This is a genomic window from Agarivorans litoreus, from assembly GCF_019649015.1.
Lineage (GTDB): Bacteria > Pseudomonadota > Gammaproteobacteria > Enterobacterales > Celerinatantimonadaceae > Agarivorans > Agarivorans litoreus.
In genome coordinates this window covers 683,176-707,841 of the sequence record NZ_BLPI01000001.1, presented here as the reverse complement: position 1 = coordinate 707,841, position 24,666 = coordinate 683,176, and the positions used below count along the sequence as shown (strand labels likewise).

Here is a 24,666-nt window from a genome sequence, read left to right as displayed (position 1 = left end):
ATGACATCTTATCATTCAAAACTTACTCGAACTCGCTATTTTATGTCGATTATCTCGGCGGTGCTGTTTGTTATTGCAGTGTCGTCACTTGCTATTAAGGGCTTAAATTGGGGGCTGGATTTTACTGGTGGAGTGGTCGCCGAGGCTCGCTTAGATACACATTTACACGCCAGCGACTTTAAACCTTTGTTAGATACCGCTTTGCAGCAGGATGTTCAAGTTATTAGCGCAAACGAACCAGGTAGATGGAGCTTTCGTTACAATCAAGTTGATGGCGACAGTGTAGCGCTTAATCCTTTGCTTGAGTCTTTTAGTGAAACGGTAGAGGTTCTGAATAGTAGCGTTGTTGGCCCACAAGTTGGCCAAGACATGGTAGAACAAGGCGGACTGGCTATTTTTGCATGTTTTGTATTAACCATGCTGTATCTAAGTTATCGCTTTGAGTGGCGTTTGGCACTTGGGGCCTTGGTGGCATTAGTACATGATGTGACACTGGTTTTAGGGCTTTTTGCTATTACTCAGTTTGAATTTAACTTAACGATTTTGGCTGCGGTGTTAGCTGTGCTGGGCTACTCGTTAAACGACTCAATTATTATTGCAGATCGGGCAAGGGAATTGTTTAAAGCGAAGCCTAAAGGCCAGGCTAACAACTTAATTAACGATGCTATACACGCAAGCTTTTCTCGCACTATTATCACTTCGGGCACTACCTTGGTGACGGTATCGAGTTTGTGGTTGCTTGGGGGGCCAGCCTTAGAAGGTTTTGCCGTTGCTTTGTGTTTGGGAATCGCCTGCGGTACCTGGTCTTCGATTTCCTTGGGCGTTACGCTGCCACAATTGATTGGTATAAGCCCAGCACATTACAGGGTTGCTAAACCTAGTTTAGAGGAAGCCATGCCATGAGCCGTTTTCTAAGAGAGGAGTTTGTACTGTTACTAGGCGTGCTTACGGTTGGCTTTTTTAAACTGGGAGGCGACGGCTTATTAGGTACAAAATTAAACTCCATAACGGGGGTTGGGCTTACAGCGGGATTATTTGTAGTGGTAATGGCTGCCATTTTTGCTGTGGTGCGACATTCTGATGCCTTAGCCATTAAGCTGGGTGACCCTTATGGCACGTTAATTCTTACCTTGTCGGTAATATTGCTGGAGGTGGTGATGATTTCTTCGGTAATGATTACCGGAGACGCAAACCCTGTATTAGCACGTGACACCATGTTTGCTGTGGTGATGACTGTATTCAATGGCTTATTAGGTATTACTTTGCTTATTGGTGGGGTGAAATATCATACCCAGAAATACAACCTTGAAGGTATGCAATCATATTTGGTGGCGATTATTCCATTAGCCTTACTGTGTTTGGTACTCCCGAACTTTAGCAGCATAGATGCAAGTGGCGGTATGTCGGTGGCTTTAACCATTACTTTGGTATTAGTGTCGGTTGTGTTGTACGGCGTGTTTTTGTTTATTCAAACACGCAGCCATACGCACTTCTTTATGGATGAAGATCACCAAGATGAACATGATTTTCATGGTCCTTTAGGTAGTAATGCTTACCACACCATAATGCTTGTGAGCTATTTGCTGGTGGTTATTCTACTGGCAAAAAGTTTAGCCGTACCCATAGACGGTACCGTGAGTTTATTGGGGGCACCGGCGGCATTGAGCGGCTTAATTGTGGCTATTTTAATTTTAGCCCCAGAAGCTGTGGGCGCGATTAAAGCAGTACTTAATAATCAATTGCAGCGCGCTATGAATCTATTTTTAGGTTCGGTATTAGCCACCATTGCGCTAACGGTGCCTGCAGTATTGCTTATTTCTGGGCTGATTAGTCAAACCATTGTTCTGGGTTTAACGGCAGCTGAGATGGTGCTGTTAGCAACTACCTTGTTAATGGCATGCGTTAGCTTCAGTAGTGGCAGAACCAATGCGCTAAATGGAGTTGCTCACTTAATCCTGTTTATTGCTTACATCATCTTAATGTTCGAGTAAGGGGCAGCCGCCTTGTGGCTGTTAGCCTCAGGCGGCGCAGTGTTTCTAAGGATACTTATTATTATGCAAGAAATTATTGTCGCTATCTGGCACCACGATTTTGAAACCTTACAGCAAGTTAGTTCACTTAAGAGTTTTATCTTGTTACTTGCTTTGATACTGTTTTTAGAGTCTAGTTTTGTATTTTTGCCTTTTCCAGGGGATAGCTTAATGCTGTTTGTTGGAGGCTTGGTTGGCCTAGGTGTACTCGATTTTTATAGTGCAGCAGCCGCACTTAGTATTGCTGCATCTATGGGCAGTGTGACTGGGTATTTGCAAGGAAGGTTATTGTATAAAACGCGTTTAGTGTTGTTGTTAAACCGCGCGTTACCTAACAATGTATTGCCTCGTGCTAAAGGCTTACTAAAGCGCTACGGCTTTTTATCTTTGTTTGTATCACGCTTTATTCCATTTGTGCGGGTATTAACCCCCATGCTAATGGGTCTATCAAAATTAAGCTTTTGGCGAATGCTTTTTGTGAGTGTATCTAGCTCGATATTATGGTGTTTAGTGTTGCTGCTTGCAGGCAAATGGATAATGGTAAATCCAATATTAAGTCAGCACCAAGCTTTAATGTCTAAGCTTTTGTTAACAAGCAGTTTAAGTTTAATGGTAGCCGCTATTATCGGTTTGTTTTATCGTTATTTGATAACGAAAAAGCAGAGTGCTATTTAATGGAAAATTTTACACTCAAGCATGAATGTTTGAGTGTAAAATACGATGTTTAAAACGGCTATTTTGTCGGTGTTCTCTCGGTAGCTGTTTTAATTAGTGTTTGCTTACCGTTTAGCTTAACAAGTTGGGCAAAGCGTATTTAGTACGTTTTCTTCAATGGCTACAGCAACTCCATCTTCTTTATTGCTTGGAGCTATGTAGTTAGCCATTGCTTTAATTTCAGGATCTGCGTTTGCCATCGCAACCGCTAAACCCGCGTATTGCAGCATGTGGCGGTCGTTGTCGGCGTCACCAGCACACATTACCTGAGATGCATTTAAACCCAAGATATTGGCTAGCTGTTCTACACCCACACCTTTGTTGCTGTCACGGTGTAAAAACTCTAAGAAAAACGGTGCACTGCGCACTACTGTGTATTGCTCGCGTAACTCAGCAGGCAAGTTGGCAATCGCCTTGTCGAGAATGCTTTCTTCAGCAACAAACATAATTTTGGTAAGTGCATCGTTTGCTTGCAGTGAGGCAAAGTTAACTTCACTTACATCCATGCCGTTAATAGAAGATTCTATATCAGTCCAAGGGTTGTGCTGTTGAGTAATAAGACCATGCTCTGCAGAGAAGGCGTGGATAAAAACACCTAATTGCTCCGCTACTTTGGCTAGCTGTGTACCATCGCTGCCATTGAGCGTGGTTTTATGAATGATTTCTCCACTGCCTACACGCTGTACTAAAGAGCCGTTATAGGAAATAACAAAATCTTGGTCGCTGGTTAACTCGAGTTGCTCTAAATAAGGACGTAAACCTTCTAGCGGACGACCCGATGCAAGTACTACTTTTACACCCGCTTGCTTAGCTTGCTGAATGGCTTGATAAGTGCGCGGAGTGATTTTTTTCTCGTCATTGAGAAGTGTGCCGTCCATATCTAGGGCGATAAGTTTAATCATATATGGGCAAACCTTTAGTGAGTGCTAAACAAGCCGAAGTAGGCTAACAGCTAACGTTGTTAAAATGAGCGGCGATTCTACCTTAAAACTGTGACATTGGTGCAATTTAGATCAATCTACCCTTAGCTTTGTGTTTTTGCTGCTGTTTGGTAGGCCTTGGATCTCATGCTAGGGTGCGCTTAGGATAACTAAGTGCGGTTAATCGTAGCTATATTCGTTGTAAAAAGGAGGTAGGGTGTTTCATCAGGTAAGTAATCAACATGATATTCAACAGCTTACAGAGTTGGGCAGAGAGATATGGCTAGAGCATTATACGCCGATTATTGGTGTTGATCAGGTGGAGTACATGCTTAGTACTTTTCACTCTGCTAGACGGGTTGCTGAGCAAATTGAGGTCGAGCAGTATTACTACTATTTGTTGCAGAGTGAAGGTGAAAACCTAGGTTACCTAGGGGTTCAGCGACAGGAACAGCAGCTATTTTTAAGTAAGATTTACGTACATTCTCGTTTTCGAGGACGAGGTTTTGCTAAACAAGCAATGAACTTTGCCAAACAACTCGCCAATGAATTTGGCTTGCAGCAAATAACGCTGACAGTAAACCGACATAATCATGACTCTATAGCTGCATATCAAAAAATGGGTTTTGTTAAAGTCGCTGAGCAATGCACCGATATTGGCCAAGATTACGTTATGGACGATTGGGTAATGGCCTTAGCGTTGTAGCTAGAAAGCTTATTCGTGGGTATTCTTTAAGAAAACGAGTTATGGAAACAGCTAAGTTTACAGTTCAACAAGGCTAGTCAGAACATTTCAGGAAGGCGCAGACAGAGCCACTAAGATTTAAAATCTAACCCTAGGCCATTTAGCTAAGTAAATGGCCTATTGAAGATTGCGTTCTTAGCCTTTTAGTTTCTGTTTCACTTTGTCTAACAGTATGCCTTTTAGCTGTTGAGTCTTGGGTTTGTTGTTGAGTGTCCAAGGTATCGGCCTAACTTGCTCCATGGTTTTGAAACCAAGGCGGGCAGTAAGTAAACCTGCACCAATGCCTTGTGCTGCTTTAGCAGATAATTTGGCAGTCAGTTCTGCGCCCAATAAGTCACTACCAACATCGGCTACAATTTCGCTCGCAGCTGCGTAAATCATGTTAGCAAATACTTGTTTGATAAGCCGAATTCGGCTTAAGTAACCCAGTTCTATGCCATAAATCTTGGCGACGGCTTCAATCATTTTAATGTTGCGCCAAAAGATAATTAGCATATCGACTAGTGCTAAGGGGCTTATTGCAACTAATACTGCCGCTTCGCTAGACCATTTACTAATCACTTGTTTGGCGCGATTATCTAAAGGGCTTAATACCGTTTCGCTGTACAAGCTTACGATCTCTTTATTGGTATGACTGTCACTTAGCCAATTCTTCCAGATCAAGTATTCTTGGCTGTCGGTTAAGCCTTGTAGTTTGGCCAGCTTTTCACAGTAGGCTTTAGCTTTTGAACCATCACTGCTCTCTTGGTCAAGCAAGGCAGCGCCTAATTGGTGTTCTTTTTGATAGTGTTTTAGGCGGCGTAGTTTGGCTAATTCACTAAAGCTTATTGCTCCTAAACCCATCACAATGCTGGCTAATACTGCGCTATATATTGCTGCGCGAGTTGGCGAGCTTTGCCAAAGCTCACTAAGGCTTAGCGCAATTTCTCCAAAGGCGATAACTAAGGCGGCGCTAAAGCCGTATTTTAACCAAGGGCTGGCTTTTTTCGGATGCAGTTCAATGTCTAGAGGTTCTAATTGCTCTTGAGTGTCGTCTTCTTGCCAATTGAGTTCTTCATCGAGCACTTGTTTACTGGCCAATGGGGCAGGCTTGCCTTGGGTCTCTGTAGCTTGTTCACTTGGGATTTCATCGGTATGCAGCACTTGGCGCTGCTTTATAGGGGTATTCATTTAAATTTATCTCCTAGCAAAAACTCAATCGCTTGGTCGATACGGTGATGAGGTAGAGCCTGATAAGGGCTGGTGATTGGCGCTTGAAAAGGACTAAACTCGAAGCCTTGTTGCTGCCAAAAGTCTTGCTTGGGTAACTGGCTAGGCACTTCACCAGGAAACAAGGTGGTTTGTTGCTGGCTCTCTACGTCACTTTGCAATATACCTTTAATGGCAGAAATGCTTTCTCCATTCAGCTGGGCTTTACCGCTTTGTGTGGCTTTAATAGACGCTAAGGCCATTGTGTCGGTAGTAATGCCTTCAAATTTCACATGGCGTTTGCCTTCAGCGACGACTTCACTTAGCAGTTGCACCAAGTTGTTGTGTTGATCGATGCTCACATGGTCGGCTTTAGTGGCGGCAAACAGCAGTTTATCGATTTTGGGAGCAAACAAGCGGCGCAGTAAACTGGTTTTCCCATAGTTAAAGCTGTGCAGAATTTGGTTTACTGCTAACTGCATATCGCAAAAACTATCGTGGCCGCTATTGAGAGGACTTAAACAATCCACCAGCACGATTTGTCGGTCAAACTTTATAAAGTGCTGCTGGTAAAACTGCTTTACTACATGCTCTTTGTAGTATTCAAAACGTTGTTCTAACAAGCCCAGATATGATTGTTTATGTTGTTTTTTATCTTTGCTTGGACTATTTGCCAAGGCTGCTGGTAGCGGGAAAAATGCCAGCACTGGCGCACCCGCCAACTCACCAGGTAGTACAAATCGACCCGGTTGAATGTGGTGCATACCTAGTTGTTGTTTGCATTGGTGCAAGTAGTCGGTGTAAGTATTAGCAATGTCGGCCATGCGATTTTCGTCGGCAGTGCTATGAATATCTAAGTCCTGCACCATAGCTTGCCAAACGCTGGCGAGCTCGGTTTTGCGCGAGTCCTGCAAACTGCTTTCTATATGTTCGCACCATTGAGCATAACTTTGCTCCAGTAAGGGCAGATCAAGTAGCCACTCGCCAGGGTAGTCAACAATGTCTAGGTTGAGTGTGGCAGTGCTGTTGAGCTTTCTCCACAGCATTGATTGTGGGATATATCGCAACTTGAGGCGTATTTCACTCACCCCATGAGTGGGCGAAGGCCAGCGTGGCGGCTGGCTGTGTAGTGCATCCATTCCACCTTGGTAATCAAAACTGGCTACATGTAAGTGCGGCTGTTGGGTGCGTTTAGCCCCTAAAAAACGGTGTTCACGGGCTAACTTCCATAAGGGCAGTTGGTGGTTTTCTGCACCCAATAGCAACTGATTGACCAGGGAAGTGATAAAGGCGGTTTTACCTGCGCCACTTAAGCCTGTTACCGCTAAACGCATGTGTTTATCCATAGTTAGCTTAGCTAGGTCATCGGCTTTCGTTTTAACGCGTGATAGTCGAGAAAAATTCATGAATACAGCTGCAACCTTTGTATGGGTGATTTTTAGGGGCTATTGACCGTTCGCGGTAAAATTGAGTTCGAGACGGCATCATTTTAGGCGTATTTCCAACGTGTTACTGGCTTCTTATTTAGGCTAACCGTACGTCAAGCCTTTGCCTTGGATAAATAACTCTGCTCACTGCTACAAAAGCAGCTCGAAAGACCAATAAGCTTTAACTAATATCAGGACTTATCATCCAAGATCCAAGTTAGGGGGCTAACCTCAGTTGGCTTCAGGGCGGGATCGCACTTTGTTAACTAATATGATCTAATTGTGCCAAACCCTCAGCAGCACAGTCATTTTGAACCTTATTGAACACTTATCTGTTGTAGAAGATACTCGATCGGACATCAACCAGAAACACAACCTTATTGATGTTATGTTCCTTGTGATCAGCGCTATCGCATCGGGATGCGAAGGTTGGCAAGACATTGAATTTTTTGGAGAAGAAAAACTCGACTGGTTAAGAAAATATCGACCATTCGAGCATGGCATCCCTCGAAGACACACGATAGCTCGCATCTTGCGTTCCGTTGTTGCGGAATCTTTGCTTGAAGCTTTGGCTCTTTGGATTAACGAACAACGAACTACTCAGAACAAACCCATTATCGCTTTTGACGGAAAGGTTCTACGGGGCTCCTATCGTAACGACAGGAAAACAGCATTGCAGTTGGTCACGGCTTACGACACCGAGCGTGGCCTCGTTCTAAGCCAAAAGCCGACTGAGACTAAAAATGGTGAAATAAGCATTGTTCGTCAAATGCTTGATGTCATTAATGTAAAGGGTAGTGTTGTCACGGTTGATGCACTGCATTGCCAGCGTGAAACACTAGAAAAAATCAAAGAAAAACAAGCGCATGTTGTTGTCCAGGTTAAGAATAATCAGCCCAAGCTTAGAGCGGCTGTTGTGGAGCAGTTCCAAGCGATTTTTGATGCAGGTAAAGAGAAAATAGTCACCGAGGTCAAAGAGAAAAAACATGGTCGCAGCGAAGAGCGATACGTATTTCAGATAAAGGCCAAATTGCCCGACGAATTGGCGAAGAAATGGCCGACGATAAGAAGCATCATAGCAGTGGAACGCCATCGTGTGATCAATGGTAAAGGTACTGTAGATACCTCTTACTACATTAGTTCTTTGTCGCCAAACCACAAACTACTGGGCCATTATATTCGCCAGCATTGGCGGATTGAGAACAGCCAACATTATGTTTTAGATGTTGTTTTTAAAGAAGATAGCTCTCGTATTACTTTAGATGGTGCCGTTGAAAACATTGCGTTATCTAGACGTTTTGTGATGAATATGCTCAAGCAATGCGAATGTGGTGCGCCGAGCCAAAAAGTGAAGCTGAAGAAAGCGGGTTGGAACGATGATTATAGGGCAAGAGTCTTCTTTGGGTTATAAATCCATCAAAGTATGCTCCCGCCCTGCAGTTGGCTTCGCTTAAGCCTTAATGTAGCAAATTTTGGTAGATACCAAGATTAAATTTTATTCATCTAAGGGCTAGCTTCCAATGCTGCTCCCTTATTCGCCTTTCTATTACACCCCTTGATGTAAATGGATTGTAAAGATAAATATGGGAATAAGATTTTTAAGAAAAAGTAGAAAGCTTATTTATAAAATTTTTATATTAGTACGTGTTTTAAATATTGTATGGATAGCTGTATTTAATTAGCAGTAAAAGCTTTGTTTTAATTGATTGGTTAATTTAACCTTAGGTAATATAAATTAATTCTTAGCTGTAATAGGCACTTGCTTCACACTTTAGAATATCTCCTTTGCTCTTCGTTGACACACACCGATATGTCAGTAAATTACCTGAAGTTGATGTTTTTTTGATGTTATCGGCGTCGATAAGGCAGTAAACGAAAGAGTTATTAACTCTCACTTAGCCACAAGGACCAGTGATTCAGCGTTAAAATAGTGGAGATCTCCACAATGCAGATATTATGACTTAGCTTGCAAGCAAGATTACAGAGCGGTTTTGTTCAGCTCAACTTAAAGTAAAGAAAACAATAGCACTAAGAAATAATGTATTGAATGCTTCTGCTGTTTTAAACGTTGTCTTAACAATATAATTTACTTCTATAAATTGGTCTTTGTGTTCATTAAATATAGTGATCATGGGAAAGGATTTACTAATAATGAAATACAAAACTAAAGCGAATGCTATAAATACGTGTCTATTGGGTACTTCATTGGCTGTGTTTTCACAGCTGACCAGTGCTGATGTTATTTTACATGCCTTTGATTGGCGATATTCAGAGGTTGCAGAAAAGGCAGCTGAAATCGCAGATATTGGTTATAAGAATGTCTTAGTAGCGCCGCCACTGAAGTCGGATAGCAGCAACACTCAGTGGTGGGCACGCTATCAGCCGCAAGATTATCGAGTCATCGATAATAACCGCGGTAATAAAGAAGATTTCCAAAACATGATTAATGCCTTGAAAGCACACGGAGTAAATACCTATGCTGACATCGTGATTAATCAGATGGCCAATGAGCGTGGAAACTCTACCTACTTCCCAGGCAGTGATACCCTTAATAACTATGCAAGTAACAGTGATTACTGGAATAGACAAAAACTGTTTGGTGATTTGAATAATAACCTGTTTTCTCCTGGTGATTTCCACGCCGGCTTCTGTATCACCAACTGGACAGATGTTTGGGAATCAATGAACGGCCGTATCTGCGGTGGTAATGGCGACCCGGGTTTACCAGATTTAGATCCTAATGATTGGGTTCGTGCACAGCAAAAGAACTATGTTCAAGCGATTAAAAACATGGGCGTTACGGGTTTTCGTATTGATGCTGCCAAACACATGACTACTTGGCATATCAACCAAGTGTTCGACGCTAACATCAAACAAGATATGTATTTATTTGGTGAAATTATCACTGGTGCTGGTGCGGGTAACGCTGATTACGATACCTTCTTAGAACCTTACTTACGTGAAACCTCGCACAGTGCTTACGACTTCCCACTATTAAAAACATTACGTGATGCCTTTGATGTTAACGGTAGCTTAGAAGCTTTAGCTAATCCCAAATCTTGGGGTGGGGCTATTGATGGCATGCGTGCATTAACTTTCACTATTACCCATGATATTCCAAGCAACGATGGCTTCCGTTATCAAATCATGAGTGAAAGCAATGAACACCTCGCTTACGCTTATATTATGGGTCGCCAAGAAGGTGTGCCAATGGTATTTAGTGATGCGACCGGTGTTGATAATGGCCGTTGGGTAAATGATTACAAACAAGACAACCTTAAAGCCATGGTTAAATTCCACAATGGCGTTCAAGGTGCTGACGAAGAAGTATTGTATACCGATCAATGTGCCATTGTTTTGCGCCGTGGCGATGCTGGCGTAATGGGTATTAACAAATGTGGTTATGCCAAAGACATTAGCATTAACGCGAGTAATTTAAACAGCGCTAAAAACTATGTTGATGTATTCAGTGGCTCAAGCTTTAAGGTTAACAGTTCTTACCACACCGTTAATGTGCCTGCTGGCTCAGCAAGAATGTGGCTGGCAGAAACCGGTGGCGTTATTGACCCAACAGATGAAGTAGACGTTAGCTTCACTTGTAACAACGGCAATACCAATATGGGTGATAGCGTTTATGCGGTTGGTAACAATGCTGCATTGGGTAACTGGCAAGCTGCTAGCGCGGTGTTATTAAGCCCAACAAGCTACCCAACTTGGACTGGCACCATCAAACTTCCTAAAGCGACGGATATCGAATGGAAATGTATTATTCGTAACGAAACTGACCCTAGCAATGTTATTCAGTGGCAATCGGGTGCTAATAACGCGGTGAATACCGGTAATGGTGCGTCAACTGCAGGTAGCTTTTAAACCAAGGCTTGCTTTGTAGTGCTACTGTACTGCTAGTCAAAGCTATGGCTAGGCAATAGCTAAAAAATAAATCCGAGTGTAAATCATTACACTCGGATTTTTTGTTACTCAGCATTGCTATTTTGTCGCTGGTGGTTATCACGAGTTGCTTGCTTTGGCTGACTTTGCATTTAGCAACAATAGCGGAATGGCCAGCGCAGATAAGCCGCCCATAATTAAAAAGATCCCCGAACCCATTGGCTCATACAAGGCACTACTGAGGAAGGTGAGTAAGGCGGTTCCCATATTTAGCGCAATGGCTGAGTACAATGCCTGCAGCGGGATAGCTTGAGAGCTTGGTGCCTCTGATGCAATGTACTTGATAGCAGCAAGTTGGGTAAGTGCAAAAGTTAAGGCGTGCAAGCCTTGCGATAGCATCATCAGTGGCAATACTTCGGTGCTACCAAAAATACCCCAGCGGATAACTCCGCCCACTGCCGCGAGCAAAAACATTTTGTTGGCATTCCAGCTTTTAAACCATTTACTGCCAAAGATTAGAATGCTCATTTCTAATGCCACACCGATAGACCACAGGTAACCGATGGTTGATTCTGCATAGCCAATGCTTTTCCAGTAAAGCGTGCTGTAGGCATAGTAAGCAGCGTGAGAGCCTTGAATTAACGCGGTTACTGCCACAAATTTAAGCGCGTGTGTTTGTTTAAGTACCGGCCATAGCTTGCCGCTTACCGGTTCACCGTCATTTTCATCGTCGACTAGCGCGCTAGCGGGCGTTAGCAAGCTTAAGCCCCACATCACAACCAAAGAAGCAAGCGTTGCATATAAGATTAACGAGTGAGAAAAATATACCCGTGATCATTGAAGGTGATTGATTTTTTCGTCAATGAGGATCATGCTACACACCATGAAAATTATACTGACTCCTCAACAGAAACAGCAACTCGAGCAGATGCATGATTCCACTCGCGATGGTCGAGTGCGAGACCGTATCAAAGCGGTATTACTTGCTTCTGAAGGTTGGAGTCAGGTGATGATTTCTCAAGCCCTTCGCATCCACGAGTCGACAGTCGCTCGACATCTCAGCGACTATGTTCTTTCTGAAAAACTTAAGCCCGAAAATGGCGGAAGCCAAAGTAAACTTTCTGCTACTCAAACCATGCACCTAATCGAGCATTTGACCGAGAAAACCTATTCTCACACTCATCAAGTTGTCGCCTACGTTAAAGAGACATTTGGACTTGATTATACGGTTTCTGGTATGAACAAGTGGCTTCATCACAATGGTTTTAGCTACAAGCAACCGAAAGGCGTTCCACACAAGTTTGATGAGACAAAACAACGGGCGTTCATCGAAGCTTATGAAGCTCTAAAGACAAGCTGTGGCGAGGATGAATCGATATTGTTTATCGATGCCGTTCACCCGACGCTATCGACCAAAATCACCCATGGCTGGATACGTACAGGCCAAGAAAAAGTGATTGAAACAACGGGCAACCGTAGTCGGTTAAACCTTATTGGCGCACTGAATTTATCCGATATTGGAGCGACGGTTGTTAGCGATTACGAAAGCATTAACAGTGAAAATATTGTTCGTTTTTTCTGTAAGCTCAGAGAGAGTTACCCGTTAGGCCATAAGCTTCATATCATTTTAGATGGTGCGGGATATCACCGTAGTAACTTAGTCAAAGATGCCGCGTTTGTCCTTAATATTGAATTGCATTACCTCCCACCTTACAGTCCAAACCTCAACCCAATAGAGCGGTTATGGAAGGTAATGAACGAGAAGTCGAGAAACAACGTTTATTTCAAAAATAAACGAGACTTTAAGGCGGCGATAGACCAATTTTTTTCTGTGACTCTTCAGGAGATCGCAGGCTCCTTGGCATCTCGAGTGAACGATAATTTTCAGGTACTCAAGCCTGCATCTTCAAGTTGATTGGGTATAAGTGAGGCCAAGCCCTAAAAGGGTAGAAGAGACAATAAATGCAATAGAGCCAAATACCCGAACGCGGCCGTAGTCTAGTTGCAGCTGGCTTACCCACTTAGTAGCAACAGCATCACCGAGGGGAATTAAGGTGGCAATAAAAAAGTTAGCGGCAAGCGTGAGTACTGTTAGCCAAAAGTAGCCGTTTAACCAGCACAGGCTAGCCACTACCAATATACTGGCAAAGCTCACCCATCGAACTCCTGGCAAAAGGTGTTTAGCGGATTTAATTCGCGGCATAAGTAGCACATTGCCAAGAAAACGTGCCAGCATGCTAAAGCCAAGTAACATACCAATCTGGCTAGGATCTAAGCCCTCGCTTTCCAGCCACAGCGCCCAAAAGGGCAAAAAGATCCCCCAGGCAAAGAACAATCCTGAAAAATATAAGCTTATCCAACTGGCTGCTTTAGGCTTAAACACACTACCGAACCTTGTACTATAAAATGGCGGCATTATAGCCCTAATTTTCAAATAACCTAATGAAGTTTAATTAGGGTCTGTTGATCTTTGGTGTTGAAATTTTGTTCGAGATAAGCGGGCTTTAATCGCGGCGAGCACTTAGAAGTCTAGCGGGCTAAGCAAGAAGTGCTTAACAAAGAGTAAAGTTCGCTTATTCGAACCCTTCGGGCAGCATTTCTTAGCCATTTATTCAGCGCTAGCGAGTGATTATTAAGCCCACTTAACTGCACACTCACTGCCTTGCCTAAATGGCTAATAAATTGCTGTAAAAACCATCAGCAAAGATCAACAGACCCTAGCTATTACTTGCTGGTTTTTATGTCTTACGCTCAGTGCTAATCTTACATTTTATGGTTCTTCATTAAAGACTTATTGAGCTACGCTTAGTAAAGCATGTCGTTTGAAATAAAGAGGTTCAACATTATGGGGATAAGTTATTTGTAGGTCTATTGCACTGCTGTTTATCTGGAGTTTCACTAGCTTTGCTTGTGCCAAGGCCGATTTTCGTTTTGCCGCTATCGAACACCTGTTTGAACAACGTGTTGGGATAGAGGTGTTGCAGGTCGTGTATAAAAAACTTGGTTATAATATCGACATTGAAAATTACCCAGCAAAGCGCGCACAGGCTGAGGCATCCAATGGTTTGGTGGACGGTGAAGTAATGCGAATATGGAGTTATGGGGAGCAGAACCCGCAATTGGTTCGTGTGCCAACACCTTATTATTCACTGAACACCACCGCGTTTTACTTAAGCGAACGAGCGCTAACAATATCTACCTTGTCTGACTTAGAGCGATATAAATTAGTGGTAGTGAGAGGGGTTAAACATACTGCCGATGTTACTGCTAATCACAAGTATGTTGAACAACTAAGTAGTACTGACAAACTCCTAAGCTTTGTTCACCGAGGGCGAGCAGATGTGGCACTCACAAATAAAGTTGATGGTTTAGTCGCTTCGAAGCGATTAAAACTTAACGAACACATCGCTTATTCGGCGCCATTGGCGGTGTTCCCGCTTTATCATTATATTCATGAACGAGAGCGCCACTTAGTCGCGAAAGTGGATGAGGTAATTCAGGCGATGCTTAGGTCTGGCGAGTTAGCCCAAGTTATCGAACAAGCTGAACAACAGGTGCTAAATTCTGGCTACTAACCGAAAGGTGCTTTCTAATTTTACTCTCAACATTTCCTAATCTCTTATTTTGCAATTATCGGGTCGAGCCTATGATTCAATTAGGTTAAAGTTGCGATTAAAGGCTAGTGAGGAAACGTTATGGAGCAAAGTCCATTGCAATCGCATCGAGAGTATCAGCAAATAAGTCAAGCAATGGCCTATTTAGTTGAACACCAACAGCAGCAACCAGAACTTAAAGATTTGGCCGAAGATATAGGGTTGAGCGAGTCTCACTTGCAGCGTTTATTTAGCCAATGGGCTGGGGTATCGCCAAAGCGCTTTTTGCAGTATCTCACTTTGCAAAAAGCGCGCGAGCAGTTGTTTGAATCACGCTCGGTATTAGAGCTTGCTTACGATGTTGGCTTATCAAGCGGTGCCCGTTTATACGACTTATTTGTAAACATTGAAGCGGTAACACCTGGTGAGGCTAAGGCTCAAGGTGAAGGTTTAACTATTCATTATGGCTGGGGAATCACGCCCTTTGGTTGTGCATTTATTGCGACTACGCATAGAGGGATTTGCCAGTTAAGTTTCTGTGAAGCAGAGCAGCAGCAAATACCATTGGAAGAGCTCACCAAGGCGTGGCCTAAAGCCAAATGTATTCATGATGATGATGCGATAAGGCCCTTGTTGACTCAAATATTTAGCCAAAAAGCGCCTCCTAAACAAGCTTTATCGTTATGGCTAAAAGGAACAAACTTTCAGTTACAAGTGTGGCAAGCTTTGTTAAAAGTGCCTAGCGGCAATTTGTGTTCTTACCAGTTTTTGGCACAGCAGGTGAGCTCGGCTAATGCGACTCGCGCAGTTGCCAGCGCTGTCGCAAAAAATCCCATCGCATTTATTATCCCTTGTCACCGTGTGATTCGCAGAAGTGGTGCTTTGGGTGGCTATCGCTGGGGGCTAGATAGAAAACAATTAATGATGGGCCGCGAAGCGGTATTGGCTGAGCAAAGTAATCAATATGGGGAGAGTGCATGAGGCCAGAGATGGATTTGCAGCCTTTTGCAGAACAATATTTAGCGCAGGTTTTGGCGCTACAAGTAGCTCCGGAGCAGCAAAACTACGTAAAAAACATCGCAGATATTTTACAACAACTGAGTGAGCAACAATCAGCGCATTTGATGATGGTTGATAAACAATTAGTCGGTTTTTTTGTGATTGATCAGCATTATCCATATCACCAAAGTTTGCCACTGAACAAGGCTGTATTGTTGAGGTCATTTTTCATCGACCATCGTCACCAAGGAAGAGGTTACGGATATCAAGCGGGTTTGCAGCTTAAGGATTATGTCTCTCGGTTACATTCAGGTTTTGAATTTTTATGCTTAACGGTAAATTGTCGCAATCACGCTGCGCAGGGTTTATATAAAAAGTGTGGATTTAAAGACAGTGACGTTTTGTATCGGGGAGGGCCAGCAGGGCCGCAGCATATCTATTTAATGAAACTAAAGTGAATAAGCGAAAATTACAGATAGGAAGCATAACCTAATCCCAAGGTTATGCTTCTAAGCGTTATTTATACAAGCTCTACGTTGGCTGCTTGTGGGCCTTTTTGACCGTCTTCAACGTCAAATGCTACTTTCTGGCCTTCTTCAAGTGATTTAAAGCCGTCTCCTAAAATTGCACGGAAGTGTACAAACACATCTGCGCCAGATTGCTGAGAAATGAAACCAAAACCTTTCTTTTCGTTAAACCACTTAACGGTACCAGTGCTTTTAGACATTATGTCTCCTGAAACAATTGAAATAATACTTTATTTTTGAATTTGCTTGGTCTGCAGGGTTTAATAATTTTGTTCAAATTATGCGCTGTCTTGTCAAGCGCCAACATCATAACAACAACTAAAGGCTTAGGCATAGTGACAAAACGCAGCAAAACCAATTTTGCTTGATAACGTTTTCAATGCGTGATGTGTCTCACGAAAGTAGTCGCTTAAACCGCTGGTTTTTGACGCTAAACATGGTGATTAATACTGGTTAATGGCTCCTGCCAGCAAGGGTTTGTTGAGTAAATTGACTAAAGCGTTGCTCCAGCAGTTTGCCATTGTTTTTTTCTCCATTCATCGCGAGTAATTGGGCTGCTACTTCTGCTGTGGCCCATTGGCCTTTTATGGGCCGCGAACGTAATCCATAACTAGAAGCTTGCTCGGGATTAATCGAAATGACGGGAAATTTATCTAACCAAGGGCTTTGGTGAAACATTTTTCTGGCCTCGCGCCAACTACCATCCAGCATAATGAATAAGGGCTTACAACCTTGTGTTAATTCTACTTTTTCTCTTACTCGCTCTGGTTGACTAAATGCAGCGGGGAAAACCACATAAGGTTGCCATTGTGGTTGCTCGCATAGCTTAATTAAGGCTTGGCAAGGATCTGTTCGTTGCCAAATAAACGCGTAGGTGTCAGGGATAAGATCAGCAATAAATCGCCCAGTATTGCTGGGGCGCAATACTTCCTTGTTGTGCATTAGTAGCACAAAACCACAGTTACTATCTTGTAAAACAGCTTGCTCACAAAAGCAATGTTGCTGAGGCATTTGGCAGGTTTGGCAACGCTCTCGGCGTGCTCCACGACCTTTAAATTGAGTTGTGGCGGAGGCTTTGCGTTGGGCATAAAGTTGTAAAAAGCGATTCACTAGCATTAACACAGTAGAAAAAACAGCAGTATACGCGAACACTTAGATCAACACGAATAAAGCGCAGTGCTTGTGTTATCGGCTGCTTTAGTAAATTATTTTGTTACCAAAACAAGGGCTGTAAGCGTCACAATGTAAAGCGGAAAGCGTAGGGGGGGCTAAGCTTTTAGAGATGGCAGGAAAAAAGCCTTAACAATACTCAAGGTAGTGTTAAGGCTTCATCGTGTGGTCTATGGAGCGGTAATATTGTTGTTACTTATGAGAACACCATCGCTATATAGCCAAGGATTAATACAATGGCAGAAGTAAGCGCATAAGGTACTGGGTAAGCTACCGCGGCAATACCACTTTTAGAGATGTCCTGTATGCCATTTAGTGCTGGTGTGCTATTGCGTCCGCCAGCACAGGCTCCCGCTAGTACGACAGGGTTCATTTTTCTAAAGTAGTAACCATATATCCAAGCTAAGAATGGTGGAACTAGTGCACCTAATAGACCTAGTACCGCAATCCAAATCACCACTGTACCTTGGAATGATGACATGATTTTAGGACCCACGCCTGCGGCTAGCACTGCAACAAACAAGCTTAAGCCAATATCGTTCAAGAATGCGCGTGCACCTTCGCTAGTTGGACCACCAAAATCTGGATTTCTGGTACGTAACCAAGATACTAAAATCCCCATAAGCATACAGCCTGCTGAAGTACCTAAGGCGAAAGGAATACCGCCTATTTCAACACTGGCATGGCCAATCACAAAGCCAATAAATAGTGCGAAAGACATAAATGATACTTCTGTATAAGTGCTTTCTACGATTGGTACAGCTTTTAATTGTTTTGCGGCTTTTTCTACGCACCAAACAGGGCCTGCAATACGTAATACATCGCCTTTTTCTACAATAGTTTTAGGTAAGTGAGGAATGGCCACACCAGCTCTAAACATTGATTTTAGGTGAATGCCAAACCCTATTTCATTGGCTACTTCTGTTAGGGTTTTTCCTGCAAATTCACTTTTGCCTACGTGAACGTCTGCAACTTCTATCTCGGTCATTCGGGCACGAGGTTCTGATACTTCTTTACCTACTTTAGTTTCACCACTAAGTAGTAGATTGTAATTGCCCATTACGCCAACGATGTCACCTAGTTGCAGAGTTGGGTTGTCTTGTGCGTCAATAACTTCGTCATCACGCACAACTTTTAAAATGGCAGCATGTGGATTCATTTTAAATAGTTGGTTTACAGTTTTACCCACTAACTCTTGATGCTCGACTAAATAAGAGCGAATTTGCTTGTCTGTAAAGCCTAGTTCTGAAGTTCCTGCTGTGCCTGGGAGCGCTCCACCGTCTTCACCACCACCAAATTCACCTTCAGCTTTTTGTGCTTCAATCACTGGATCTTTACCAAACATTTTTGGTAGGTATTTAATTAACAAGATAATGAAGATTGAAGATAATACGTAGCTGATGGCATAACCGGCAGCCATGTTTGCCCCAACCATATCGGCAGTAACACCTTCTGGTAAATGGAAAGCTCCACTATTTACCGCGGATTGAGCAACCCCCATAACCGCAGTTACGGTATAACTACCTGAAATAATGCCCGCAGCATAACCAGGGCCTAAATCGAGAACTTTCACTCCAAAGAACACTATTAGGAAGTTAGAGAACACAACAATTAATCCAATAACTAGAAAATCTACCCCACCACGCGCTAGGCCAGAAAAAAATTGTGGTCCAACACGCATACCTAGGGCATACATAAACAGCATTAAGAAGATGTCTTCTACAAGGCCTGGAATGTTGTAAGTAATACCGTATAGGGCACTAGAAGCTAAGGCTATTAGAATGCCTGTTACTAGTGTACCGGCAGTAGCGCCTAGGCAAATGCCGCCTACCGTGATGCGGCCTATGGGATAGCCAATCGCAAGTGTAAGAAATAGGTAAGCGAAAGGGTTTTCTGCAAGATAGCTAAGTGCCCATGCAATGCCACTTGATGCTTCTGGTTCTACGGTGGCGGCATAAGCATTGCCAAAGAATAATATTGCTAGTGTGCATAACCCCAGCATTAAGCTCATCATGCGTTTAGAGGGGTGGGCTAAAGCCCCTAATAATGTCGTTCGATTGTTCATTGCGTTATCCAGCTTTGTTTTGAAGAAAAGAAGAAGTAACTGCACTGTACTTCTTCTTTATAGCTAAGAGATTGAAAGGGTTATTAGCACTTACTTGGAGAAACTTTGTGCGTATTGTGTAACTTAGGAGGGGTAGCGTTGCCACCATGCTCTTCCAAGTATTCACAGGCCATTTCAATATCTCGAGCAAGAATCTCTGCAGCGTCACGGTTAAGATGTGGTCTAACAACAATCCGTAGGCTGTTTACTTCTTGTGCGTTAGCTGGCATTGAGTAAGCTGATAAAATCCAGCCACGTTCACGTACTTTATTTGAAATATCAAACTCGTTATATCGAGTGACTGACTCATCCAGAGTTAATGCAACTACAGGAATACGCTGGGTTTCATTCATAATTTTGAATTTGCCAGTAGCAAGTAGACGGTCGCGTAGGTACTCGGCATTTTCCACTGTTTGCTTCATGATGCGAGTGTAGCCTTCTTTACCTAGTCGAATGAAGTTGTAGTACTGCGCCAGAACGGTAGCTGAGCTTTTACTAAAGTTAAGAGTGGCTGTTGCTGCTTCACCGCCCAAGTAATTAACATAAAATACTAAATCTTCATTAAATACTGCTCGCTCGCGGAAAATAATCCAACCTAGTCCAGGAGGTACTAAACCAAATTTGTGGCCTGATGCGTTGATAGACTGTACGCGTGGTAGGCGAAAGTCCCATTTGTAATCTGGGTAAAGGAAAGGGTTAACAAAACCACCAGACGCAGCATCGATATGCATAGGGATCGAAATGCCCGTTTTTTCTTCGTAAGCATCTAACCAATCGTGGATAGCTTGGAAGTCATCATCTTCACCTGTGAAGGTTTGACCTGCAATACCCACTACACAAATCGTGTTCTCATCAACGTATTCATCTAGTTGATCTGCAGTTAATCGGTATTGACCAGGTTTTAGCGGAACAATGCGTGGCTCAACGTCAAAGTATTTTAGGAACTTTTTCCATACAATTTGCACGTTACCACCGGTTACCATGTTTGGTCTTGAGGTATCTTTACCTGCTTTTTCACGGGCTTGACGCCAGTTCCACTTATGCGCTAATCCAGCAAGCATACAAGCTTCTGATGAGCCAATAGTTGCCGCACCGTAAGCTTCTACATCTTTAGGGCCATTCCAAAGGTCATGCAGCCACTTAACACATTTTTCTTCAGTTGCTTTAGTGTGAGGGTACATGTCTGGGTCTGCAAAGTTACGGAAAGACCCGTCTTTAAATATTTCTGCAGCTTCAGGTTCAACAAAGGTCGTTACGAAAGAAGATAAGTTAAGCATTGGGTTTGCGTCGGTCCAGCATTCGCTTTTTACTAAAGAAGCTGCTGCACGAGCTGCCATACCTTCTTCAGGAAATGCTTCTGGTAATTGTACGTTGAATTGTTCGTATGGAGTTAAATCAGCGTTTTTGTCGTGTGACATAGTTCTTCCTACTTAGTTTCGTAAAGGCTTATTTGTTGCCTTGAGTGTTAAATATGAATGTGCTTTTTTCTTTGGGATACCAGCAGTTAACCCTGCTAGAACCGACTGAGGCCTATATTATTTGTGCTGATTGAATTTCTTAACTCGTGCTTGATGGATTCAATCCATCAACTTATGTCTGGCAGGATGGATCTTTATTTAAGTGTTTGTTTAAGTTGGTTTTATTTCTATTTTATTGCTGAGGGGGCACTAAGGATTTAGTTAAATAAATCTAAAAAAGGCAGTATTTGTTTAAAAAAAGAGTATGAGAGTAAGTTTTAGCGGAATAAATATTGGCGTGGGTACCCAAAGTAGCGGCGAATTTTGTAATGCTGAAACAACAAGGCAGTGGCGAGGTGCAACAAGGCAACGGCCCCAAGGATAAATGCCATGCGTAACCAAGGTTGATCATAGGCGCTGCGAACGACGTAAATTTTTGCAATGGTATTAATCCACTCTGCGGTAAGCAGCATCATTGCGCATTGGTTTAGCCGCAAGCAAATTGGATGACGAACTAAAATACTAAAAAGGCCCATTACGCATAATGTAACGTAAATTTGCTGGTGAGCGTGGTAGAAGTGGGCAGCACTTAGCAGAAAACAGATACAACAGGGGGCGAGAAACCAACGAATTGAAGATTGCATACTGTGCGGCTTAGTGGTTAAAAATGATGCAGCGAGTGTGGCAATCTCTATATAGCAAGATACTGATTTAAATCAAAATAACTGTTTTCTGATTAGTGCAATAGTTGAAACTAAGAGTTAGATCGCACTACCTAGTACTCTAAATAGCGCAATCTAACTTTGGTTATTTCAGACTAACTTAACGTTTGGTAGTCGAAGTAATCAAAGTCAGCTTCAATCTGCTTACCTGTTAGGTCACAAGCAAATAAACCAACAAACGAGCCGGTGAAGCGAAACACATCGTTGCTGCCTTCATCTGATAAGTGAGTGGCATTTAAAGGTTCACCAATGGTTTGCCAAACTTTTCCGTCTGAAGAATAGCTAAATTGATACCACTGAGTACGTTGCTCTAGGCGCATGTAAACCCGTTTACTGCGGCCAATAACGATTTCGTCAGTGTATTCTTGATACTTATCATCAATGTCGCCCACAACTTGAATGATTTGTTCGCCAGCATCGTTAGCTGAGGTTTTTAAAAAGTAGTGTCCGCCACGTGAGTAGTAAGCTACCAAACCTGCCATTTGCCGTGGTGAGCGGGGGTCAAACTCTACAGCGGTTTCGCTGATGCAGTTAAATGCGGTAACTCGCTGCGCCAACATGCTTTGGTTGTAGCGTGAGTACAAGTAGTCACGGCCTGCTAGGCGTAGATAACCCGGGCGCTTGTTTAAAGATATCCATGATTCTTCAAATGGGTCTTTTAGTGATTGGTATTTTACCGCTAAGGTGCTGTTATCAAAGTCATCACGGCTTGCTTCAACCGGCCAAGGTTGAGCCGCTAGTTTTGGCGCTTGGATCTCTAGTCTTGGGGTTGTACCGCCTACAACATAGGGCCAGTTAGCACGCCACTCTACGTTTTGTAACGCGGTCTCTCGACCTAAGGTACAGCGACCTTGGGCATATTTTGATGTCTCTTTAGGATTTTCTGGGTCGCTAATTGGACGGCCACACAAATGCGACAAATACCATTCGCCATTTTGGGTTTCTACTAAAAAGCCATGCCCCGCACGTTGTAATTCGGCGTCGTCTTGGTGGCGAGAAGTTAGAATTGGGTTTCCTGGGTGCAGCTCATAGGGGCCCCAAACATTTTTGGCGCGGCAAACAGTGACTGCATGGTCGTATGATGTACCGCCTTCTGCAGTGATAAGATAATACCAGCCATCTTTTTTAAGAATTTGTGGCCCTTCTGTACAGCCCAGCTTGGTACCGTTAAAGATTATTCTTTCTTTGCCAACTAGCTGGCCTAACCCGGCATCAAATTCTTGTAGAACAATGCCACCAAAAAAGTCAGTTTTTTTACGGCCATCCCACACCATGTTTACCATGTATTTTTTGCCATCGTCATCATGAAACAGTGATGGGTCAAAGCCATAGTTGCCTATGGATACAGGTTTACTCCATGGGCCGCGAATGTCCTCGGCGCTTACCACATAGCTGGGAGTAGACATCCAAGTTGCGCCACGACAAGAATGCACGTTAGAGAAGCAGCACCAAAACTTGCCATCGGCATAACTTAAGGCTGGCGCGTATACCCCTTCGGAGTTGTCCATACCACGCATATCTAAGTGGTCAACGGTGTTAAGTACATGGCCGATAATTCGCCAGTTCACTAGATCTTTGGAGTGGTGGAGCATGATGCCCGGAAACCATTCGAAAGTAGAGGTAGCAATGTAGTAATCGTCTTCTACGCGAATAATCGATGGATCGGGACGAAAACCAGTAAGAATAGGGTTAGTAATAGTAGCCATAGTTACTCCTAAAGTTTGTACTGGTAATTTATTGCTTTAAATTATGCTTATATGTAATTTATAGGCTTTAAAGTATAAAGATATTGCTATTATGGCTGCGCATCCTCTCAGTTTTGAAAACATCCACCTTCCTCAGGGTAAATCCTACTATTTGCGCCGTTTTCACATTATTGATGAACCCAGTTTAGGGATCCCAACTCACTTTCACATGTTGTGCGAGCTTATGTTGTTTAAAAAGATCAAAGGGCAGGTGGGGATCGGCGGGCAATCAATAGAGTTAAATGATAATTCACTGGTATTTGTTCCTTCATTGGCGATGCACGAAATGGAGATGCAAGGTGAAGAGCGAGAGTTTAGTCTGCTGCAGTTTCAGCGATATTTATATAGCGAGTTAGCCTTATTGGATGTGGCCTCTCAATTAGAGAAGCCTGTAGTGTTGCAACTTAATGACCAGCAAGCAGGGTACTTACATAGCCAATTTGCTTGGTTAGAGAACGTAGATAACAACAATGATGGACGGAATTTGGCGCATAGCTTATTGCGCACATTATTTTTGTTTTTGGCCGGCCAGCAATCTCGCTGCCAATTCAGTACCGAAAAAAATGCTAGCGTATTAAAAGAAAACAAAGGCTTAGCAAAAATAATCCCCTTGCTTCACCACCTAGAGAGCCAGCAAACACTTAACTTAAGTTTGCAACAAGCCGCTGATATTTGTGGTATGTCGAGATACCATTTTTCACGGGTATTTAAGTCTTTATTTGCCCAAAACTATAAAGATTATTTACTCAAACGAAAAATTAATACCGCAGTTGCTATGCTCAGCGACAGTAAACAAAGCATTACCCAAATAGCTTATGCCTGTGAGTTTTCCGATAGCGCATATTTTTGTGCCAAGTTTAAGCAAGTAATGGGCATGTCACCGGGTCAGTTTCGCCAGTCTACTCAAACGGTGTTGTCATTTGGTTAGGTAACCTGAGCTCGAGATAATAAACTGGTTTCTAGCGGCTACTTTTACTTATTTCGGTGTTGAAGCTACTTGCATTGCAATAGGCTAGCTATTGGCGCGCAGCTTCGCCTTGAACTAAGCAAAACTATTTCGCAAGAAACATGAAGCTAGATTAAGTACTGGGTTGCAGAGTTATCGTCACTTCTTTATCCAGAGCTCAGGTTAAGTAAGACTGAATAGCCAATCCACTATAATTTTGGTGTACGTCAATAAGCATCAAACCGTTTTAAGTTGTAGCCTCCAAGCCTTGTTAGCTAACCCTCATAATCCAGCTAGAAAATACTGTTATTTTAGCTGCTTAGAAAAAATTCTCTTAAATTGTGGGAAAATTCAGCTAGGCTGTAGTTAACAAATTTATACCAATCACACTAAGTAAGGGATCAGAAATATCGCAGGAAAAATGCTCGAGAATAAGGCAGGATTTTTCGATAAGTAGTTATTCTACAATCAAAAATTCTAACGCAGTTATC

22 protein-coding genes are annotated in these 24,666 nt (G+C 42.9%); 11 read left to right on the top strand and 11 right to left on the bottom strand.

Translation table 11 applies throughout. From position 1 onward, the window contains the following. The 3 genes from secF to K5L93_RS03215 all read left to right on the top strand — a co-directional run bounded on the left by secF (position 1) and on the right by K5L93_RS03215 (position 2,705). On the top strand, positions 1-903 hold the full coding sequence (gene secF, locus K5L93_RS03225; RefSeq protein ID WP_220718453.1) for a protein translocase subunit SecF: 903 nt from the start codon (positions 1-3) through the stop codon (positions 901-903). Continuing rightward, a complete protein-coding gene (locus tag K5L93_RS03220; protein WP_220718452.1) occupies positions 900-1,991 on the top strand; it encodes a calcium:cation antiporter in 1,092 nt (363 codons plus the stop codon). The genes secF and K5L93_RS03220 overlap by 4 nt, the downstream gene beginning before the upstream one ends. A gap of 63 nt (positions 1,992-2,054) precedes the next feature. Further along, positions 2,055-2,705: a DedA family protein gene (locus K5L93_RS03215; RefSeq protein WP_220718451.1), complete on the top strand. Its 651-nt coding sequence runs from the start codon at positions 2,055-2,057 to the stop codon at positions 2,703-2,705. 116 nt (positions 2,706-2,821) lie between these two features. On the opposite strand, the gene yidA is transcribed toward K5L93_RS03215, so the two are convergent. Beyond that, on the bottom strand, positions 2,822-3,646 hold the full coding sequence (gene yidA / locus K5L93_RS03210) for a sugar-phosphatase (protein ID WP_220718450.1): 825 nt from the start codon (positions 3,644-3,646) through the stop codon (positions 2,822-2,824). A 235-nt stretch (positions 3,647-3,881) separates the two neighbouring features. Between yidA and K5L93_RS03205 the strand changes: the two genes are divergently transcribed. Beyond that, positions 3,882-4,370 carry a GNAT family N-acetyltransferase gene (locus tag K5L93_RS03205; RefSeq protein WP_220718449.1) on the top strand — a complete coding sequence of 163 codons (489 nt, stop codon included), beginning with the start codon at positions 3,882-3,884 and terminating at the stop codon, positions 4,368-4,370. A 174-nt stretch (positions 4,371-4,544) separates the two neighbouring features. Here the strand turns inward: K5L93_RS03205 and K5L93_RS03200 are convergent, their stop codons facing one another. Both K5L93_RS03200 and K5L93_RS03195 read right to left on the bottom strand, forming a co-directional pair. Beyond that, the gene (locus K5L93_RS03200; RefSeq protein WP_220718448.1) at positions 4,545-5,579 is read right to left on the bottom strand and encodes a YcjF family protein; all 1,035 of its coding nucleotides are present in this window, start codon (positions 5,577-5,579) and stop codon (positions 4,545-4,547) included. Then, positions 5,576-7,003 (bottom strand): YcjX family GTP-binding protein, encoded by a 1,428-nt coding sequence (locus K5L93_RS03195; protein ID WP_220718447.1) that lies wholly within the window; start codon positions 7,001-7,003, stop codon positions 5,576-5,578. The genes K5L93_RS03200 and K5L93_RS03195 overlap by 4 nt, the downstream gene beginning before the upstream one ends. A gap of 331 nt (positions 7,004-7,334) precedes the next feature. Between K5L93_RS03195 and K5L93_RS03190 the strand changes: the two genes are divergently transcribed. Together K5L93_RS03190 and K5L93_RS03185 are read left to right on the top strand one after the other, a co-directional pair. Continuing rightward, positions 7,335-8,435 carry an ISAs1 family transposase gene (locus tag K5L93_RS03190; protein ID WP_220721412.1) on the top strand — a complete coding sequence of 367 codons (1,101 nt, stop codon included), beginning with the start codon at positions 7,335-7,337 and terminating at the stop codon, positions 8,433-8,435. 740 nt (positions 8,436-9,175) lie between these two features. Continuing rightward, positions 9,176-10,894: a carbohydrate-binding module family 20 domain-containing protein gene (locus K5L93_RS03185; protein ID WP_220718446.1), complete on the top strand. Its 1,719-nt coding sequence runs from the start codon at positions 9,176-9,178 to the stop codon at positions 10,892-10,894. Between the two features lie 138 nt (positions 10,895-11,032). Here the strand turns inward: K5L93_RS03185 and K5L93_RS03180 are convergent, their stop codons facing one another. Continuing rightward, positions 11,033-11,686 (bottom strand): MFS transporter, encoded by a 654-nt coding sequence (locus tag K5L93_RS03180; RefSeq protein ID WP_220718445.1) that lies wholly within the window; start codon positions 11,684-11,686, stop codon positions 11,033-11,035. A 109-nt stretch (positions 11,687-11,795) separates the two neighbouring features. Between K5L93_RS03180 and K5L93_RS03175 the strand changes: the two genes are divergently transcribed. Then, positions 11,796-12,827: an IS630 family transposase gene (locus K5L93_RS03175; protein ID WP_220718255.1), complete on the top strand. Its 1,032-nt coding sequence runs from the start codon at positions 11,796-11,798 to the stop codon at positions 12,825-12,827. Here K5L93_RS03175 and K5L93_RS03170 read toward each other — a convergent pair. Next, a complete protein-coding gene (locus K5L93_RS03170; protein WP_220718444.1) occupies positions 12,819-13,295 on the bottom strand; it encodes an MFS transporter in 477 nt (158 codons plus the stop codon). The two genes, K5L93_RS03175 and K5L93_RS03170, sit on opposite strands and share 9 nt — an antisense overlap. A gap of 604 nt (positions 13,296-13,899) precedes the next feature. Here K5L93_RS03170 and K5L93_RS03165 point away from each other — a divergent pair. The 3 genes from K5L93_RS03165 (at position 13,900) to K5L93_RS03155 (ending at position 15,962) form a co-directional block, all read left to right on the top strand. Beyond that, positions 13,900-14,487 carry a substrate-binding periplasmic protein gene (locus tag K5L93_RS03165; protein ID WP_220718443.1) on the top strand — a complete coding sequence of 196 codons (588 nt, stop codon included), beginning with the start codon at positions 13,900-13,902 and terminating at the stop codon, positions 14,485-14,487. 120 nt (positions 14,488-14,607) lie between these two features. Next, complete coding sequence (locus K5L93_RS03160; protein WP_220718442.1) at positions 14,608-15,486, top strand: bifunctional transcriptional activator/DNA repair enzyme AdaA; 879 nt, start codon at positions 14,608-14,610, stop codon at positions 15,484-15,486. Then, the gene (locus K5L93_RS03155; protein ID WP_220718441.1) at positions 15,483-15,962 is read left to right on the top strand and encodes a GNAT family N-acetyltransferase; all 480 of its coding nucleotides are present in this window, start codon (positions 15,483-15,485) and stop codon (positions 15,960-15,962) included. The genes K5L93_RS03160 and K5L93_RS03155 overlap by 4 nt, the downstream gene beginning before the upstream one ends. Before the next feature lie 62 nt (positions 15,963-16,024). Here the strand turns inward: K5L93_RS03155 and K5L93_RS03150 are convergent, their stop codons facing one another. From K5L93_RS03150 to K5L93_RS03125, 6 genes are all read right to left on the bottom strand, one after another. Then, positions 16,025-16,231: a cold-shock protein gene (locus K5L93_RS03150; RefSeq protein WP_163132538.1), complete on the bottom strand. Its 207-nt coding sequence runs from the start codon at positions 16,229-16,231 to the stop codon at positions 16,025-16,027. 253 nt (positions 16,232-16,484) lie between these two features. Continuing rightward, the gene (locus K5L93_RS03145; RefSeq protein WP_220721430.1) at positions 16,485-17,147 is read right to left on the bottom strand and encodes a tRNA-uridine aminocarboxypropyltransferase; all 663 of its coding nucleotides are present in this window, start codon (positions 17,145-17,147) and stop codon (positions 16,485-16,487) included. A 250-nt stretch (positions 17,148-17,397) separates the two neighbouring features. After that, positions 17,398-19,266 (bottom strand): aspartate:alanine exchanger family transporter, encoded by a 1,869-nt coding sequence (locus K5L93_RS03140; protein ID WP_220718440.1) that lies wholly within the window; start codon positions 19,264-19,266, stop codon positions 17,398-17,400. An 83-nt stretch (positions 19,267-19,349) separates the two neighbouring features. Beyond that, the gene (gene gad / locus K5L93_RS03135; RefSeq protein WP_220718439.1) at positions 19,350-20,723 is read right to left on the bottom strand and encodes a glutamate decarboxylase; all 1,374 of its coding nucleotides are present in this window, start codon (positions 20,721-20,723) and stop codon (positions 19,350-19,352) included. A gap of 317 nt (positions 20,724-21,040) precedes the next feature. Next, positions 21,041-21,406: a hypothetical protein gene (locus tag K5L93_RS03130; RefSeq protein WP_220718438.1), complete on the bottom strand. Its 366-nt coding sequence runs from the start codon at positions 21,404-21,406 to the stop codon at positions 21,041-21,043. 173 nt (positions 21,407-21,579) lie between these two features. After that, entirely contained in the window at positions 21,580-23,190 is a 1,611-nt protein-coding gene (locus tag K5L93_RS03125) for a glycoside hydrolase family 43 protein (RefSeq protein ID WP_220718437.1), read from the bottom strand. A gap of 91 nt (positions 23,191-23,281) precedes the next feature. Between K5L93_RS03125 and K5L93_RS03120 the strand changes: the two genes are divergently transcribed. Beyond that, on the top strand, positions 23,282-24,157 hold the full coding sequence (locus tag K5L93_RS03120; protein ID WP_220718436.1) for a helix-turn-helix transcriptional regulator: 876 nt from the start codon (positions 23,282-23,284) through the stop codon (positions 24,155-24,157). The last annotated feature ends 509 nt before the right edge of the window (positions 24,158-24,666 follow it).